The 14,615-nt window shown below is 50.3% G+C and carries 19 protein-coding genes and 2 riboswitches; of the genes, 8 read left to right on the top strand and 11 right to left on the bottom strand.

From position 1 onward, the window contains the following. The first annotated feature begins 23 nt into the window (after window positions 1-23). Both KNO70_RS11230 and KNO70_RS11235 read left to right on the top strand, forming a co-directional pair. Window positions 24-707, top strand: coding sequence for a lytic transglycosylase domain-containing protein (locus KNO70_RS11230; protein WP_240499874.1), 684 nt, complete (start codon window positions 24-26; stop codon window positions 705-707). A 28-nt stretch (window positions 708-735) separates the two neighbouring features. After that, on the top strand, window positions 736-1,323 hold the full coding sequence (locus tag KNO70_RS11235; RefSeq protein WP_012726384.1) for a DUF1643 domain-containing protein: 588 nt from the start codon (window positions 736-738) through the stop codon (window positions 1,321-1,323). Window positions 1,324-1,332: 9 nt separating this feature from the next. Here the strand turns inward: KNO70_RS11235 and KNO70_RS11240 are convergent, their stop codons facing one another. From KNO70_RS11240 to KNO70_RS11270, 7 genes are all read right to left on the bottom strand, one after another. Beyond that, window positions 1,333-2,067, bottom strand: a complete 735-nt coding sequence (locus KNO70_RS11240) for an energy-coupling factor transporter transmembrane component T family protein (protein ID WP_214812627.1) — start codon at window positions 2,065-2,067, stop codon at window positions 1,333-1,335. Then, a complete protein-coding gene (locus tag KNO70_RS16280) occupies window positions 2,049-3,419 on the bottom strand; it encodes an ABC transporter ATP-binding protein (protein WP_305798182.1) in 1,371 nt (456 codons plus the stop codon). Before KNO70_RS16280 ends, KNO70_RS11240 begins: the two co-directional genes overlap by 19 nt. Next, complete coding sequence (locus KNO70_RS11250) at window positions 3,385-3,960, bottom strand: ECF transporter S component (protein ID WP_012726387.1); 576 nt, start codon at window positions 3,958-3,960, stop codon at window positions 3,385-3,387. Before KNO70_RS11250 ends, KNO70_RS16280 begins: the two co-directional genes overlap by 35 nt. After that, on the bottom strand, window positions 3,953-4,543 hold the full coding sequence (locus KNO70_RS11255; RefSeq protein ID WP_012726388.1) for a YkoF family thiamine/hydroxymethylpyrimidine-binding protein: 591 nt from the start codon (window positions 4,541-4,543) through the stop codon (window positions 3,953-3,955). Before KNO70_RS11255 ends, KNO70_RS11250 begins: the two co-directional genes overlap by 8 nt. 83 nt (window positions 4,544-4,626) lie before the next feature. Further along, a riboswitch (TPP riboswitch) is annotated at window positions 4,627-4,727 on the bottom strand. 59 nt (window positions 4,728-4,786) lie between these two features. Continuing rightward, entirely contained in the window at window positions 4,787-5,974 is a 1,188-nt protein-coding gene (locus tag KNO70_RS11260) for a GTP-binding protein (protein WP_214812629.1), read from the bottom strand. A gap of 112 nt (window positions 5,975-6,086) precedes the next feature. Further along, window positions 6,087-6,353, bottom strand: a complete 267-nt coding sequence (locus KNO70_RS11265; protein ID WP_214812630.1) for a hypothetical protein — start codon at window positions 6,351-6,353, stop codon at window positions 6,087-6,089. Between the two features lie 12 nt (window positions 6,354-6,365). Further along, window positions 6,366-7,247: an SMP-30/gluconolactonase/LRE family protein gene (locus KNO70_RS11270; protein ID WP_214812631.1), complete on the bottom strand. Its 882-nt coding sequence runs from the start codon at window positions 7,245-7,247 to the stop codon at window positions 6,366-6,368. Window positions 7,248-7,506: 259 nt separating this feature from the next. Here KNO70_RS11270 and KNO70_RS16170 point away from each other — a divergent pair, with 259 nt between their 5' ends. Next, window positions 7,507-7,860 carry a class I SAM-dependent methyltransferase gene (locus KNO70_RS16170; RefSeq protein ID WP_251030101.1) on the top strand — a complete coding sequence of 118 codons (354 nt, stop codon included), beginning with the start codon at window positions 7,507-7,509 and terminating at the stop codon, window positions 7,858-7,860. Window positions 7,861-7,869: 9 nt separating this feature from the next. After that, window positions 7,870-7,995 (top strand): hypothetical protein, encoded by a 126-nt coding sequence (locus KNO70_RS16260; protein ID WP_256441004.1) that lies wholly within the window; start codon window positions 7,870-7,872, stop codon window positions 7,993-7,995. Between the two features lie 37 nt (window positions 7,996-8,032). Here the strand turns inward: KNO70_RS16260 and rlmN are convergent, their stop codons facing one another. Next, window positions 8,033-9,094 carry a dual-specificity RNA methyltransferase RlmN gene (rlmN, locus tag KNO70_RS11280; RefSeq protein WP_214812632.1) on the bottom strand — a complete coding sequence of 354 codons (1,062 nt, stop codon included), beginning with the start codon at window positions 9,092-9,094 and terminating at the stop codon, window positions 8,033-8,035. Between the two features lie 65 nt (window positions 9,095-9,159). Then, window positions 9,160-10,566, bottom strand: a complete 1,407-nt coding sequence (locus KNO70_RS11285; RefSeq protein ID WP_214756959.1) for an amidase family protein — start codon at window positions 10,564-10,566, stop codon at window positions 9,160-9,162. 113 nt (window positions 10,567-10,679) lie between these two features. Here KNO70_RS11285 and KNO70_RS11290 point away from each other — a divergent pair, with 113 nt between their 5' ends. From KNO70_RS11290 to KNO70_RS11305, 4 genes are all read left to right on the top strand, one after another. Further along, window positions 10,680-10,841 carry a hypothetical protein gene (locus KNO70_RS11290; protein ID WP_168169845.1) on the top strand — a complete coding sequence of 54 codons (162 nt, stop codon included), beginning with the start codon at window positions 10,680-10,682 and terminating at the stop codon, window positions 10,839-10,841. Window positions 10,842-10,885: 44 nt separating this feature from the next. Then, a riboswitch (SAM riboswitch) is annotated at window positions 10,886-10,985 on the top strand. Window positions 10,986-11,052: 67 nt separating this feature from the next. Then, window positions 11,053-11,577, top strand: coding sequence for a peptide-methionine (S)-S-oxide reductase MsrA (gene msrA / locus KNO70_RS11295; protein ID WP_214756957.1), 525 nt, complete (start codon window positions 11,053-11,055; stop codon window positions 11,575-11,577). Window positions 11,578-11,786: 209 nt separating this feature from the next. Continuing rightward, window positions 11,787-12,203, top strand: coding sequence for a DM13 domain-containing protein (locus KNO70_RS11300; RefSeq protein WP_251028244.1), 417 nt, complete (start codon window positions 11,787-11,789; stop codon window positions 12,201-12,203). A gap of 142 nt (window positions 12,204-12,345) precedes the next feature. Beyond that, window positions 12,346-12,591, top strand: coding sequence for a hypothetical protein (locus tag KNO70_RS11305; RefSeq protein ID WP_214756955.1), 246 nt, complete (start codon window positions 12,346-12,348; stop codon window positions 12,589-12,591). 222 nt (window positions 12,592-12,813) lie between these two features. Here the strand turns inward: KNO70_RS11305 and KNO70_RS11310 are convergent, their stop codons facing one another. Together KNO70_RS11310 and KNO70_RS11315 are read right to left on the bottom strand one after the other, a co-directional pair. After that, on the bottom strand, window positions 12,814-13,188 hold the full coding sequence (locus KNO70_RS11310) for a hypothetical protein (protein WP_214684193.1): 375 nt from the start codon (window positions 13,186-13,188) through the stop codon (window positions 12,814-12,816). Between the two features lie 733 nt (window positions 13,189-13,921). Then, on the bottom strand, window positions 13,922-14,377 hold the full coding sequence (locus tag KNO70_RS11315; protein WP_214812633.1) for a JAB domain-containing protein: 456 nt from the start codon (window positions 14,375-14,377) through the stop codon (window positions 13,922-13,924). Between the last annotated feature and the right edge of the window lie 238 nt (window positions 14,378-14,615).

Here is a 14,615-nt window from a genome sequence, read left to right on the forward strand (position 1 = left end):
TAGGAGGCGGTATCTTGAAACGTATGATGCTGCGACTGACCGGTTTCATCATTGTGCTCGTGCTTTTGCTCGGGGCAGTCGGCTGGCTCGGTCAACATGATAAAGTGAACAATGGATTGTATCGAACCTATTATGGAGAGAACGGTGTCCCGAACACGCATCTGGCCGTCTATCAAGACGCTGCTGACACGTATGACGTGGACTGGCGCCTACTGGCTGCCGTTCATCGGGTAGAGACCATCTTCTCGCACAGTTCTTCGATGCGTTCGTCTGTCGGTGCGATTGGACCATTTCAATTCATGCCCCGCACTTGGCTCGGTTGGGAATATGACACCGATGACCAAAAAGGCGATGTCCCAGAAGACGAAGTAGATTTGACGGACCTTGCCTTGATTGAGCAGTATGGTGGACTCGGTCGCGACGGAAACGGCGATGGAAAAGCTGACCCACACAGTCTAGTTGATTCTGCGCACACGGCGGCGTATTATTTAAGTGAACACGGTGGAAAAAAAACAGATTCAGTCACATCCGTCCGAAACGCTATCTTCGAATACAATCGAAGTGAGCAATATGTCAATGATGTCATGACGTACTTCGAGAACTATGAATCAAGCGTGACGTTCATGCCGGATGAGCGTGATACGCTTAGTCAACGAGTTGCTTATTACACGATTCGATATATCGAGTGGTTTAAATCGCTCGGCTGATGCTTACATGAAAAAGTGAGGAATGGAAATGAACACGCATGTAGAAGAAGTAACCATCCGCGTCAAATCAATCTTCAATGAAGATAAAACGAAACGCTATATGCGAACGTATGAGTTCACCGATGTGGAGGATGGCGTCATCTGCGCCGTCATTATTTACTCGCCGCGGATGAGCGATGCCTTTTTGTCTGGCACGACGACACAGCGTGCTTATATGTTGATGCAAAATCATTTGTCACAACCGATTCGAGAAATGCGGGTCATCAGTCTCGTCCCGACACTCGCCATCAATGACAACCTTCCATACGTGGAGTCTCAACTCGATGAGACGAACTACCATTACGTCGAAGAGACGTTACAAGAGGTAGAAGCAAGCGGCGGGATGATCATCGTCGGTTGGGGGTCTCCAGGTCGCTTGATGCACCACGCGACATCTTACAAATCGCTCTTTGCGGATTATGAAGCGAACATGTATTGCATCGGTACGACAGCAAAAGGCGAGCCACAACAGATTCGAATGGCAAACGAGAATACCGTTCTCGAGGCGTTCAACAACGAATCGGTCAAACCGAAGTTTCGCATCGTGAAAGAAACGAAAAAAGACGACTCTCCGTGAGTCGTCTTTTCATATGCCGATCCAAATGGAAAGGCCAAACAGTGTGAAGAATATACCGGACCATATGTAATCGGACGGTTTGACGTCAATCCGCTCATAGACGGTCCGTTTCCCACTCGTGAAACCCCTCGCCTCCATAGAGAAGGCGACCCGTTCCGCACGTCGGATCGAACCTGCCAACAGCGGGAGAAGGAGTTTCGGTACATGACGAATCCGTTCCCATTTCGTATCGAGCGGAACGCCGCGAAGACGATGCGCGTATTGAAGCTGATACATCTCCCGTTGCATCAACGGAAGGAAGCGGAATCCGACGAGCGCGCTGTAGGCAATCGTCGGTGAAAGCCTCGTCTGTTGCATCAAACTCATGACGAAACGTTTCGAATCGGTCGTCAACATGAAGAGGAGCGACAATACGGTGAACGCCAATACACGGAGACTAAGAGACGTAGCGACGCGCGCCTCTTCTTTTGAGATATCTTGACCGAGAAGGGTTACCCACGTCTCGCCCCCGAGCTCCTTCCCAAACACGAGTGTCGTCCAAAACGTCCCGAGCGCCGTGACGAGAAAAGGAATCAAAAACAGGCTCCACTTCTTCCAGCACACGTCCGTCGCCAGCAATTGAATCGTCAACGTACCGACGATGATGACGAGCGGGGTCCAAGGGTTATAAAACAAGGCAAGCCCGAACATGATGATTGTCATCGTCCCGAACTTGATTGTCGGATTCATATCATGGAGTGACATCGTTGTCGTCCTCCCGCTAGTCGATAATGACGAAGTCTCTCCGTGTCCTCCCAAAGCTCATCCCCGAATGGTCCTGAGAGTTCTCCATCCTTCATCAAATAGAACGTATGGGCGATATTGGCGAACGATAAGTCATGGGTCACGAACAAGATCGTCTGTCCCTTTGCCGCATGCCGCTTCATCAAAATCTCTAGTGCATGGAGTGACGGTTCATCTTGGCCAGCCGTCGGTTCATCGAAGGCAAGCAACTGTTTGTTTGAGAGTAACTGAATCCCGACGGCGAGTCGTCGCTTCTGACCGTGACTGAGCGACAGTGGATGGAGGACTCGTTTATCCTCGAGGGATAGCTCCTCTAGTACGTTATCAATTGATTCCTCATGACCAAATTGTAACTCTTGCTCGACCGAGTTCATGAAAAATAAGTGTTCCGGAGATTGAGGGACGAGTCCGACCCGACGGTCAGACTCCGTCAAACTTCGTAATAACGTCGACTTTCCACTCCCATTTGGTCCTAATATGGCAATCACTTCCCCGATACGAGCTGTTAGGGTCACTCCTTTTAATCGAAATGTGTCACGCTCCACCTCGTCGACCACATAGTGTTCGACTGCTTGTCGTGATAATGACGATCGTGTGAATGAAAAATCATCGACCGGTTGAAACGGCTCGTTCCGTACAATCCGTCCTTGATCGAGTTCGATGTGCCAATCAAAAAAGTCTCCCCACAAGTGCGCGCGATGTTCGACAACGATGACGTTCACGTTGTCCAAGTGATCGAGCCAGTCGACGAATCGATTCGCGGTCACTGGATCAAGGTGTGTCAACGGCTCATCGAGAAGCAACCATTCCGGTTGTCCGACCATGGCGCAAGCGACGGCGATCCGCTGTTTCTCCCCTCCTGACAAGGAATCGATGTGACGATTTCGGTAATCGGTCAGTTGGAGTGACTCGAGAATCTCCGTCACGCGCTGATCGATGACCTCGACCGGCGTCTGCAAATTTTCGAGTGTGAAGACGAGTTCCTCTTCCACCCGTTCCATCACGAACTGCGTGTCCGGGTCTTGGAATACCGTCCCGACCCGCTGATTGATCTCGCCTGGTGCGTAGTCGTCGTGTGAGCGTCCCAGTAGTTCGAGTTTGCCTTCCAGGATCCCATCACAATTCTCTGGATAGAGACGGTTGAACAGCGCGAGCAGGGTCGACTTCCCGCTTCCGCTCGCTCCTGTCAAAATCGTGCGTCCAGGTTTTATGAATAGTGTCACATCTTTTAAGATGGTATCCAGACTTTCGGGGAATCGGAATGAAAGCGATCCTGTCTCAACCATGGACGTTCCCACTCCGAGCAATCGCATAGCCACGAAGCGACCCCGTCTTGAGCAACAGGTCACTGAGCAACTTCCCACCGATTCCTGCGATGACCATGCCACTGACCGCCCGCAGCCCGAACATCGTCGCTACATATCCCGGTTCGAGCATCGCAAATCCGCTCATGAAGTAAGTGTACACGAAACTCGTGACGGCCGAGCCAAATCCAGCAAGCATGAGAACCCAAAGCTCGTATCGACGATAACCTGTCATCGCAAAGACTGCTTCCGCCCCAAGACCTTGGACGATACCGACCAAGATGATGCGCGGTCCGATCGCATTCCCAATCAACATTTCAATCGTCGCTGCCATCACTTCCGAGATGAAGGCCGCACCCGGCTTCCGAATGATATACGCCGAGATGATTGACACGATGAACCAGATACCGAAGATCCATTCATAGGCGATCGGTCCAATCAACCCTGCCCATAAGTTCCCGATATGAACAAACAATAAGTAGACGACGGCAAAGACGACAGACAATACGGAGACGAGGACGACCTCTTTCAATTTCCACGATTTAAGCATGTTGTCCTCCATGTGACGGACTGTTCACACTGAACGTCACCGTCATGACGACGTGTCGATTCTTCTCGCGTGTCCGGTTGAACGCCGACTCGTAATACGAGAACACATCATCCAAGTTCCCATGAATGCCTGACGCGTAGTGCATGGAGTCATTATAGACACCCGCCTGTTTCGCTTGCTCGATTTCATCATAGATGAGATCCATATAGTTCTCCGCCCCCATCGGATAAAGCGCGAACTGTGACGAGACATACTGTTCTCTTGAAATTCCATTCAGTGGTTGTGGTGGTGCCTCGAGCACCTCATCCCCTGCCGAATCTCCCGGACATCCGACAGAGAAGGTTCCGCTCATCGAGACATGGCGTCCTTCCTCCGAAGCCAGGCTTAAGACGGTCCGTGCGACGTCGAACACGTGCTCGGCGCGACCTCGGATCACGGTCGACACGTCATCCGTATGTCGCCACACACCCGTCATATTCGTTCCTTTCAATGCCCCTTTGATCGTCCCGACAAAGTCATCTGTCATCGGGCTAAGCGTGAAGCGAAATCCGACAATCGGACTCGTGCCACATGATTCATTCATCTTGTTTCCCCCTCTATATGTGTTTGCATAAAAAAAAGCCGCATTCATGAGAATGCAGCAACAAAATCTATACAAACTTGCATAGAGAAAGTGCCGCACTTCCTCACGCCAGTATTACCTGGATCGAGTTATAAGGGATCGGAGCCATGCTCACATCTCAGCCGAAGCACCCCTAGTGCAGTCATTGATATGCGGTTACTTATGCAGTCACAGTATAGCGATGTTTCGTCAGTTTGTAAACGGTCAATCTGAATAGGTGACGAGTTGGCCAGTACCAGGAAGTGGGTCATGGAACGAATCCCACTCCGCTACCATCTCCTCATCCGTCAACAAGCAGGCGTCAAGTGATTGCTCGACCGCCTCCCGGTCCATCCGTTGACCGATAAGGACCAATTCGTTCTGTCGGTCTCCGTACGGCTCGATGTAATCTTCACGCAGCTCAGGTTCTGAGACGAACATGGCCTCTCGTTCACTCTCGGGAAGGGTCGCTAACCAACGACCGGCATGTTCGAGCGTCGATGCGTATCCGGCCTGGGAGAAGAGACAGGCAAGGTCGTTCCGTGACGCGATCCACAAGAAGCCTTTGGCACGGACGATTTCTTCAGGATAGTGCTCCATCCAATTCATCAAGCGCTCAGGGTGGAACGGTCGACGACGACGGTAGACGAACGAGCTGATGCCATACTCCTCCGTTTCCGGCGTATGTTCTTCTGCCTCAAGTTCTTGAATCCATCCCGCCGCACGCATCGCCTGATCGAAATCGAACAACTGGACGTCGAGTAGATCGTCTAACGCTACGTCGGAGTATGTTGAAGTCAATAATCGCGCGCTCGGGTTGAGTGTCTTAAGTAGCCCCTTCATCTCCTGCAGTTCCGCTCCAGACACCCGGTCTGCCTTATTCAACACGATGATATCCGCAAATTCGACTTGATCGACGACTTCACGTACGTCACCTGTATCGACGGCTTGTTGACGTTCCATGAGCGATTCACCAGAATTGAAATCTTTGAAGAAGCGGTACGCATCGACGACAGTGACCATCGCATCGATATAGACACGGCTCGTCAAATCGATTCCGAGCGCATCATCGGCATACGTGAACGTCTGCGCAATGGGAATCGGTTCAGAGATACCAGAAGACTCGATGATGATGCCATCGAGGTCGCGATCGTTTGTAAGATCATAGACCGCTGTCAGCAAATCCTCACGTAGGGTACAACAGATGCACCCGTTCGAGAGTTCGACTAATTTTTCATCGGTACGGGAGAAACCACCCTGTTCAATCAATTTCTCATCAATGTTTAACTCGCTCATATCGTTCACGATGACCGCATATTTTTTATCTTCCCGGTTATGTAAGATGTGGTTGAGCAGTGTCGTCTTTCCGCTACCAAGATAACCCGAGAGTACGGTAATTGGAATTCGTTTCATACTGATGAACCTCCATTAAATCGTAATCATTACTCTTTATATATTCAAACGACTGATTCGATTTGTCAACAAAAAAAACACGCCACACGGACGTGTTTTGAAAAACATGCTTTTATTCTTCCAACGCTTTTCGTTCTGCTTCCGAGCGGGGATAGGCGTTCGCTTGCCACTCCGCCCGATAGATGGAGTCGAGTTGCGTCAACCCGACCTCATCCTCGTCCTTGTCAGAATCGACACTCGGCACCTCCTCCCATTTTGGGTCGAGATAAGAATGATCTTCTTCCCGCGCTCGATTTTCTTGCAACTTTTGAATTCCCATCTTGACCGCTGCCGCAACTGCCAACCCAATACCCGCTCGAACTAACAGTCGTTTCACCATTGCATGTCCTCCTCAACGCCCAAAACGATAAAGCGGCATCCCTTTCACCTCTGTATCGATGATAAATACCGATCCAGCATCCGGATATTCGGCTAACGCTTCCTCATCCATCCCCTCACGAGCCGTCGTGATGGCCAATCGATTGAGCCCATCCCCGATGAAGGCGCAGGATGTGACATTCGGTGCAGGAACGTGAACTTCTAACAGCTTTTCACCGGTTGATGGATTCCAGCGAGATACTTTGCTTCCGGCGTAATGCGCAATCCATAAACATCCTTCCGTATCTGATGTCATACCGTCTGGGAAGCCATCCTCGTCCGCGAAATCGATGACGACCTTTCCATTTGATAACGTACCCGCCTTCAAATCGAAATCATATTGGCGAATCGTTTCAGTCGGTGTATCGATATGATAAAAAACGGAATGGTCAGGAGACCACGTCAACCCGTTCGAAAGTGTGAGCTCATCCATGAGTGTCGTCGTCGTACCATCCCGATCGACAAGATACAATGTCGCTTGATTCTCTTTGTCTTCGAGATGAAGTGTTCCGGCGAAGATTCGACCGTATGGATCGGCTTTTCCGTCATTGAACCGCAATTGACCGTCCGGATCATCCAACTCGACAATCTTCTTCAAGTCCCGATTGATCTCATCCCACTCATAAATGCCGTCCTTCAAACCAAGGACAACGCCATCCGTCACTTTCGGAATGACGAAACCGACTTGTTTCCCGACTTCAAACGACGAGATTTCATCCTCACGTTCTTCATACCACCACAATGTATGGCCTTCGATATCTACCCAATAAAACCGCTTCAGCTCGGCATCCCAACACGGACCTTCACCAAGCGTATTTCGTACACGAATCCACAACGACGCATCTACTTTCTCCATCACTTAGCCTCCACTCTATCCATTAGTTCAGAAATCTATTCCCCTCTCGCATCGGGACTATGCATGAATCCAGAAAATCGTGTTGGATTTTCACCGTCGTCCGTTCGTTTTGCTATGGTGAAAGAAACGTAGCGAGGGAGTGAATGGCTTGTCGAAATAGGTTGAACGATTTAGTTCGGAAGAGTATGTGTATGGTACAGAGCCAAACGAATTTTTACACGAATGGGTCACGTCTCATCAACCTTAAAGAAAACGTGTATTGGCCATCGCGGTGGGCGAAGGTCGAAACGCGGTATGGCTCGCCACGCTCGGCTTTGAAGTCGAGATGTGGGACGCTTCTATAGTAGGGCTCGACAAAGCGAAGCGCTTGTCGACGTCACGAAACGTGTCCATTCAGACGAAACAGATCGACTTGAATGAAGCCGATTGGCCAAACGAGGCGTATGACATGGTCATCTGTATCTTTGGCCACTTTCCTCCACACGTCAGAGAAAAGGTGTTTTCGGATATCCAACAAACGCTTCGACCTGGTGGTTTGTTCCTGAGTGAAGTCTACGCTACACATCAACTCGCTTACGGGACAGGTGGACCAAACGACGCCTCACTTCTTTAAACCGAAGAGATGTTCCACCAACTAGAGGACGATTTCGTACCGCTCGTCTTACATGAGACGGTCGTCTGGCGAGAAGAAGGCACGCTCCATCACGGCGAATCCGCTGTGATTCAATATGTCGGGCAAAAACGGTAAACGAATGGCCTCCCCGAGATTCGGAGAGGCCATTTGTTTACTTCGCGCCTTCGACGTTCATATGCTTACTGCGGAGTTGTCCACATGCCGCATCGATGTCTGTCCCGTGCTCGAGACGGACACCAGTGTTGACGCCACGCTTTTTCAAGATGTCGTAGAACGCCATGATGTCCTCAGGCGTGCTTCGCTCATATTGGATGTGCTCGTTGACCGGGTTATATGGAATCAAGTTGACGTATGACTTGTCTTTGATGTCTTCGATCAAGTCGGCGAGTTCTTCCGCATGTTCCGGCAAATCGTTCACTTTCGAGAGCAGGATATATTCGAATGTGATTCGTTTGTTCGTCTTCTCGACGTAATAGCGAATCGACGGCATGAGTTTATCAAGCGGGAACGCCCGGTTGATTTTCATGATGCGTGTACGTAATTCATCGTTTGGCGCATGTAGAGAGAGCGCCAAGTTGATGCGTAAGTCGAGGTCCGCAAACTTGTAGATCTTATCCGCGAGACCACTTGTCGACACGTTGATTTTACGTGGGGCGATCGCAAGTCCACGCTCATCTTTGACGACACGCAAGAAGTCGACCAAGTTCTCGAAGTTATCGAACGGTTCACCGATTCCCATAACGACGATATGGCTGACGCGGTCCCCTTCACCCTCTTCATCGAGGAAGTGTTGGACGGTCATGATCTGCTCGACGACCTCACCCGCCGTCAAGTCACGCGTCTTTTTCAACAAGCCGCTCGCACAGAAGCTACAGCCGATGTTACAACCGACCTGAGTCGTCACACAGACCGAACGTCCGTATTTGTGACGCATGAGCACCGTCTCGATGTAGTGCCCGTCATGTAATTTAAGTAAGAATTTGACCGTCCCGTCGCCCGCTTCTTGTTTGACGAACAGTTTTTGTGTTGAGATGACATATTTCTCTGTTAAGTAATCACGCACCTCATCACGTACGTTGAGGTCGTCCATCGATTTGACCCGGTCGATGTAGAGCGAGTCCCAAACTTGACGTGCGTGGAAGGCACCGTATCCCGCTTCCGTACAATCGTTTGTGAGTTGATCGAACGTCAACCCGTATATAGATGATTTCATTGTAATCTGTCCTTTCTCTAATCCGCATACGTACCATTGTAGCGGACGTGAGAGACGGGTGCAACTTACGAATAATCTGGAGGCGTCGGTCGTGTGACGAACTGTTCGAACGCATAAGCGACTCGGATTAAATCACGCTCCGCATAGCTCGTCCCCGTGAACGAGAGTCCGAATGGGGCACCGCTCTTTTTCAAATGATATGGGATTGTAATCGTCGGATGACCTGCTTTTGCAGCCATGTCGTAGTTCATGTCATGCGGCAGGACGAGTGCGTCCAGTTTATGTGACGCAAGCAATGTGTCAATCCCTTCCGTTTTCGCGAGACGGACGTCCTCGATGCGACGATCGAGATAGTTCGCTTCAGTCAGTTTTCCAGATTTGGCGTTCGCTTCTTCAAAGATGGTCTGGCCGTGCGGAATCGATTCAGGATGTTCCGCGTTCCACTCGATCAGGTCGGATAGCGTTTTAAACGGCACGGTCGTATTGGCAAGATACGCCTCGACCCCGAGCTTGAATTCGTCGAACAGGATGTCCGCCTGTTCTAGTGCCGCATGCTTCGGAAGCGTGACCTCGACGAGTTCGACCTCGGCTTGCCGTAGCAATCGAAGCGCCCCCTCATACAATCCGACTTCTTCTTCAGAAATGTCCGGTTTGACGAACCCGACGCGCATCCCGACCGCTTGCCTCACATCGAGACATGTCACATAAGGCGGTCCGACTGGAGTTTCCCACGTCGCCGGGTCTGATTCATCCTCACCGCACATCGATTGTAAGGCGATGACCGCATCACGAAGCGTGCGCGCCATCGGTCCTGCCGTATCTTGAGAACGTGAGATCGGGATAATTCCGGAGCGGCTAATCAATCCGACCGTCGGCTTAATCCCGACGATGCTGTTATGGACACTCGGATGGACGATGGAACCGCTCGTCTCAGACCCGACTGCGAGAAGCGTGAGGTTTGCCGCGACCGCTGAAGCCGAACCTGAACTTGATCCCCCGACATCCAACCCGTCGCCATATGGGTTCATCGTCTGTCCACCGACAGCACTCCAACCGTTCGGCATATCTTCCGTTAAAAAGTTCGCCCACTCGGACAGGTTCGCCTTCCCAAGGATGATAGCGCCGTCAGCCCGCAAGCGTTTGACGAGCTCGGCATCTCGAGCGGCGAAATGATGTCGCATCGCGGCAGCACCTGCAGTCGTTCGCATCAGACCGCTTGTCTCGATATTGTCTTTGATTAAGACGGGAATGCCGAGTAGCGGTTTGCGTACCCCTTTTCGGTACGCCCGGTCTGCTGCCTCTGCCTCGAACAGGGCGTCCGGATTGACTTGAATGACGGCGTGAAGCCGTTCATTATACGTCGCAATCCGTTCTAAATAGTAGGCGGTCACGTCTCTCGCCGTGAATTCTCCTTCTTTATACCCACGACGCGCACGCTCAATCGTCAGTTCATGTAATTGGATTTGTTCCATCCTACATTCCTCCTTTACCTCTCTCCCTTTATTCGTGCTCTACGTCTGATTTCCTTTTCGTATCGCCAAGTCGATGTGTTCTTGATACACTTAAGAAAAAACAGGAGGTCCCAATGACTCGCTCCTATGTCTTTGTGTTGCTTGCCGTATTCGGTCTATTTTTCTTACAGCTATACGGGGAGAATGTGCCGTATGGTACGCTCATTTCCATCGGGTTGATTGGATTCATCATCGTCTTGACGGTTTTTCAGTTGAAACGAAAACCGAATCATTGACGAATGTATTTTGAGGGTGGTATGATGCTCTCACCAACTACATATCGATATCAAGAGTGAACGAGAGATCTGGCTCCGCGACTTCACAGCAACCTGCCTTAGGCAAGGTGCTACGACCAGCAAGGGAAACCTTGGACGATATGACGAAAGCGCTCATGTCATCCGACGTGAGCGCTTTTTTGTTGAATGACGATTTGGAGGGAACGACAGTATGGAAAAAGCAACATTCGCAGGCGGCTGTTTTTGGTGCATGGTGACACCATTTGAAGAATTACCAGGGATTGAAGGCATCGTATCCGGCTATATGGGCGGACAGGTCGACAATCCGACATATGAACAAGTGAAAACCGGGACGACGGGGCACCTCGAGGTCGTTCAAATCACATATGATCCAGCATTATTCTCGTATGAACGTCTTCTTGAGCTGTATTGGATTCAGACAGACCCGACGGACGATGGTGGTCAATTCCAAGACCGGGGACCTCAGTATGCCCCAGCCATCTTCTATCACACGGAAGAACAACGTATCGCGGCTGAGGCGAGTCGCGATGTGTTGGCGGCAAGTGGTCGCTTCTCGGCTCCGATCGTCACGAAAATCATTCCGGCGACGACGTTCTTCGCTGCAGAAGACTACCATCAGGATTATCATAAAAAGAATCCGAAGCATTATAAGGAAGACCGGGCCATCTCGGGACGCGACGAGTTCATCGAGGAAAACTGGACGGAAACCGTATAACGGTCATCAGACGCGAATGTTAGCATTCGCGTCTTTTAATTAGCACATTAATCGGGAAACGGGAAATAACGGTTCATACAACCGAAAAGGAGGACTCATATATGAAAACAAGTACGAAACTCATCATCGGTGTGATTGGCGTAGCCGTAATCGCTGTTGCCTGATGGCTCATCTCCCCACTATTCTTAACCGGGACGGTCGATGAAGGATTGCAGTCGACAGCAGTCGAATCACCAGCTCCAGAGGAAGAGGAATCAGATCAAGAGACGTCCGAGACACCGGAAGCACAACCGAGTCCAACCGAAGTAGCGGGTGTGTTCATGGACGGGGAGAAAAATTATGAGACGACCGGCACAATCCGCTCGGTCGAGGCAGAAGACGGGACGTACCTCCGATTTGAAGAATTTGAGACGACAAACGGTCCTGATTTATTCGTCTATTTGACGAAACCAGGACAGGAGACGACCGAAGGCGTCAGTCTAGGGGCCTTAAAAGGAAACATCGGCAATCAAAACTATTTGATCCCTAAGGATGTGAATCTAGAAGAGTACAACACCGTCGTCATCTGGTGCCGTGCGTTCAGCGCGACGTTCGGGACGGGAGAACTGACTGGTTCAAGTGAATAACAGACTTGAGGGTGGCTGAATGAATCGGCCACCCTCTTTTCATTTGAAATCGGCTTAAAAAGAATGATTTCTCATCCAACCTCAAATGAGAACATGCTATCATATATGTAAATAAGTGTAATTCAATTGAGGAGGTACGATTATGGAGCAGCCTGTGCCACAACCGTACAAACACTATTTTTGGAAACGTTTCTTTCTATTCTTCATTCCATTGATGATGGTCGGCATACGATTTGAACCGATGATCATTCAGAATCCATTTGAGGAACTCGAAGACTATGGGGCATTCGTATTATTTTTAGGAATTTATATCCTAGTACTCGGTGGATGGACAGCGTTTATGACGTCGATGATGTGGCGGAACAGACAATCCAAGTTGAAACAGTGATGACATATCCACCGTCTTTCCCATTGGAGGCTTTGAAAGAGCTATTTACATCCGTTCTAAAAGTAACCCTATTCGAGTACTCCTAAAGTGAGGTATGCAGAAGATATTATCAGGGCTGAATCATCACTTGTCTTTATGAAAGTGGAATGATGGTTTTTAAGGGGGAGCGTTGCGATGAGCCACTTCGCCAAGAAGCGTTAGACGCTCACGCATGAGCCCGGATTACCATTCCTTCTCCCATGCTCCGTCTTCAGAGACTCCCCAATCCTCGAAACGATACTTGATGAGCCAATGGACATGCATCACTTCTACACCCTTGGATAGCTCTGAGACGACGAAACTGACGTCCCCATCCGCCACCACCCATGTCCCGTATAGATACATTATCTTGACCGGACGCTCTTCTGCATCCAGATAAATCACCACGCGGAAGTAAGGCGAGTTCCGCCCTTCATCGAACCGGACGACCTTCTCAACGCAATGTGCCCTGTCGACGACACGCATCCACTCAGGATGTTCCATCAGTTCTGAGAACACGGTCCGGACGAACGGATCCAATCTCCCGAACGCATAGTCATCAAGCAGCCCCTCGTCCATTACGTCTCCCCCCTTCCGGTTCTCTATAGAACGATTCCCTGTCCAGAGCCAATTCAGTCTTTGTTCATGAAGCTACAGAAATGAAGACTTTTAAAAATTGTATACACAGATACATGTATACAATCATCCCTTTTTCTTATGTACGACGATTCCGTCGAATCATATTGGTATTGAAAAAGACGGTGAGGTGGGTCAAGCTTTCTCCTTCCTTCACATCACAAAGAATATCCATGCTCACAAGTTTTAAGTCCTCAAAATCTTCTTGGAGCCGGTCAGGAAGGCGTCGAAGTAATACCTCCGTCATCTCGTCCATAGTCTGTTGATCTAGTTGGTAGCTGTCCTCCTGAATCATCCTCTCCTGTTGATAGCCTCATGATACCTCGCATCCACGTAAGCAACATCTCAGGATATTTCACGTAAGCCCTGGTGTTGTTTCAAACAAGCCCTAGGGCTTGTTTAGAAAACATGCTCGTTTTCAATAAACAAACTGTGTTTTCACTCCTGACATTTCATCAAACAATCTTCTTACGAGACAGACCAAAACATGGTCCCATATCCTCATACGAACCACTCCATTTTCGTCATACGAAAACGACCCTTTTCCGGATCCCGCTCTATGGATCCAGGCGAGAGCACCGCGAGTCGCCCATCCCGACATAGAAAAACGTACGTTTTTCGTCCTTGCCCTTACCGGACGGACCGGGACCGGTCCCCCGGCCCCACTCCATTCCATTTAACCCATGTAACCTCGCTGTTTCATGCTGACGTACGACTCGTCCGCACCGAGGATGAGATGTTCGAGCACCGGGATGCCGATGAGGTCGTCTGCTTCATGTAACCGTTCGGAGACGAGGATGTCCTCCCGGCTCGGGGTCGGGTCCCCGCTCGGATGTTGGTGACAGGCGATGATGCACGAGGCATTGTTCAAGATGGCGCATTTGAAGATTTCCCGTGGGTGGACGACACTCGAATTGACGCTCCCGACATGCGCCCGATGGACACCGATGACCCGGTTCTTCGTGTTGAGCATGATGACGAGGAACACTTCACGGTCATCGTCACCGATGAACGATGCCCCGATTTGCCGAGCATTGTCCGGCGAGTGGATGATGGCGTGCTCGAGGGCGACCATTTCCTCGCGAACCTCTTGTTTGATACGGATGACCTCGATGATGGCGGATAGTTCCATGATGGTTTGTCCCCTTTCAGATAGAAAAGCTGTCCTCAGAACGAACACCGTTGTGCGTCCTGTTGACGGAAACGAAGCGAGCGTCGGGAGACGGTGCAAGGGCGACCGCAGGGAGAGCCTCAAAAAAATGCGTAGAGCGCACATAAGTCCAGGCTTCCGTAGCCAACGAGCGAAAAGCCTCGCTTTGAGCCTAAAGCGAAGGAAGACGGGCCGGAGGGCGCGTCATTTTTTTGACGTC

Origin of the sequence: Exiguobacterium sp. s181, from assembly GCF_018617125.1 — a bacterium.
Lineage (GTDB): Bacteria > Bacillota > Bacilli > Exiguobacteriales > Exiguobacteriaceae > Exiguobacterium > Exiguobacterium profundum.

Bases quoted from the DNA above. Each gene is read 5' to 3' on its own strand.
- KNO70_RS11270 (WP_214812631.1), bottom strand. From the start codon at position 7,247: ATGGAGAAAGTAGATGCGTCGTTGTGGATTCGTGTACGAAATACGCTT.
- KNO70_RS11235 (WP_012726384.1), top strand. From the start codon at position 736: ATGAACACGCATGTAGAAGAAGTAACCATCCGCGTCAAATCAATCTTC.
- KNO70_RS11310 (WP_214684193.1), bottom strand. From the start codon at position 13,188: ATGGACGAGGGGCTGCTTGATGACTATGCGTTCGGGAGATTGGATCCG.
- rlmN (WP_214812632.1), bottom strand. From the start codon at position 9,094: ATGAAATCATCTATATACGGGTTGACGTTCGATCAACTCACAAACGAT.
- KNO70_RS11255 (WP_012726388.1), bottom strand. From the start codon at position 4,543: ATGAATGAATCATGTGGCACGAGTCCGATTGTCGGATTTCGCTTCACG.
- KNO70_RS16280 (WP_305798182.1), bottom strand. From the start codon at position 3,419: ATGCGATTGCTCGGAGTGGGAACGTCCATGGTTGAGACAGGATCGCTT.
- KNO70_RS11315 (WP_214812633.1), bottom strand. From the start codon at position 14,377: ATGGAACTATCCGCCATCATCGAGGTCATCCGTATCAAACAAGAGGTT.
- KNO70_RS11285 (WP_214756959.1), bottom strand. From the start codon at position 10,566: ATGGAACAAATCCAATTACATGAACTGACGATTGAGCGTGCGCGTCGT.
- KNO70_RS11290 (WP_168169845.1), top strand. From the start codon at position 10,680: ATGACTCGCTCCTATGTCTTTGTGTTGCTTGCCGTATTCGGTCTATTT.
- KNO70_RS11265 (WP_214812630.1), bottom strand. From the start codon at position 6,353: ATGGTGAAACGACTGTTAGTTCGAGCGGGTATTGGGTTGGCAGTTGCG.
- KNO70_RS11260 (WP_214812629.1), bottom strand. From the start codon at position 5,974: ATGAAACGAATTCCAATTACCGTACTCTCGGGTTATCTTGGTAGCGGA.
- KNO70_RS11250 (WP_012726387.1), bottom strand. From the start codon at position 3,960: ATGCTTAAATCGTGGAAATTGAAAGAGGTCGTCCTCGTCTCCGTATTG.
- KNO70_RS11305 (WP_214756955.1), top strand. From the start codon at position 12,346: ATGGAGCAGCCTGTGCCACAACCGTACAAACACTATTTTTGGAAACGT.
- KNO70_RS11230 (WP_240499874.1), top strand. From the start codon at position 24: ATGATGCTGCGACTGACCGGTTTCATCATTGTGCTCGTGCTTTTGCTC.
- msrA (WP_214756957.1), top strand. From the start codon at position 11,053: ATGGAAAAAGCAACATTCGCAGGCGGCTGTTTTTGGTGCATGGTGACA.
- KNO70_RS16260 (WP_256441004.1), top strand. From the start codon at position 7,870: ATGTTCCACCAACTAGAGGACGATTTCGTACCGCTCGTCTTACATGAG.
- KNO70_RS11240 (WP_214812627.1), bottom strand. From the start codon at position 2,067: ATGTCACTCCATGATATGAATCCGACAATCAAGTTCGGGACGATGACA.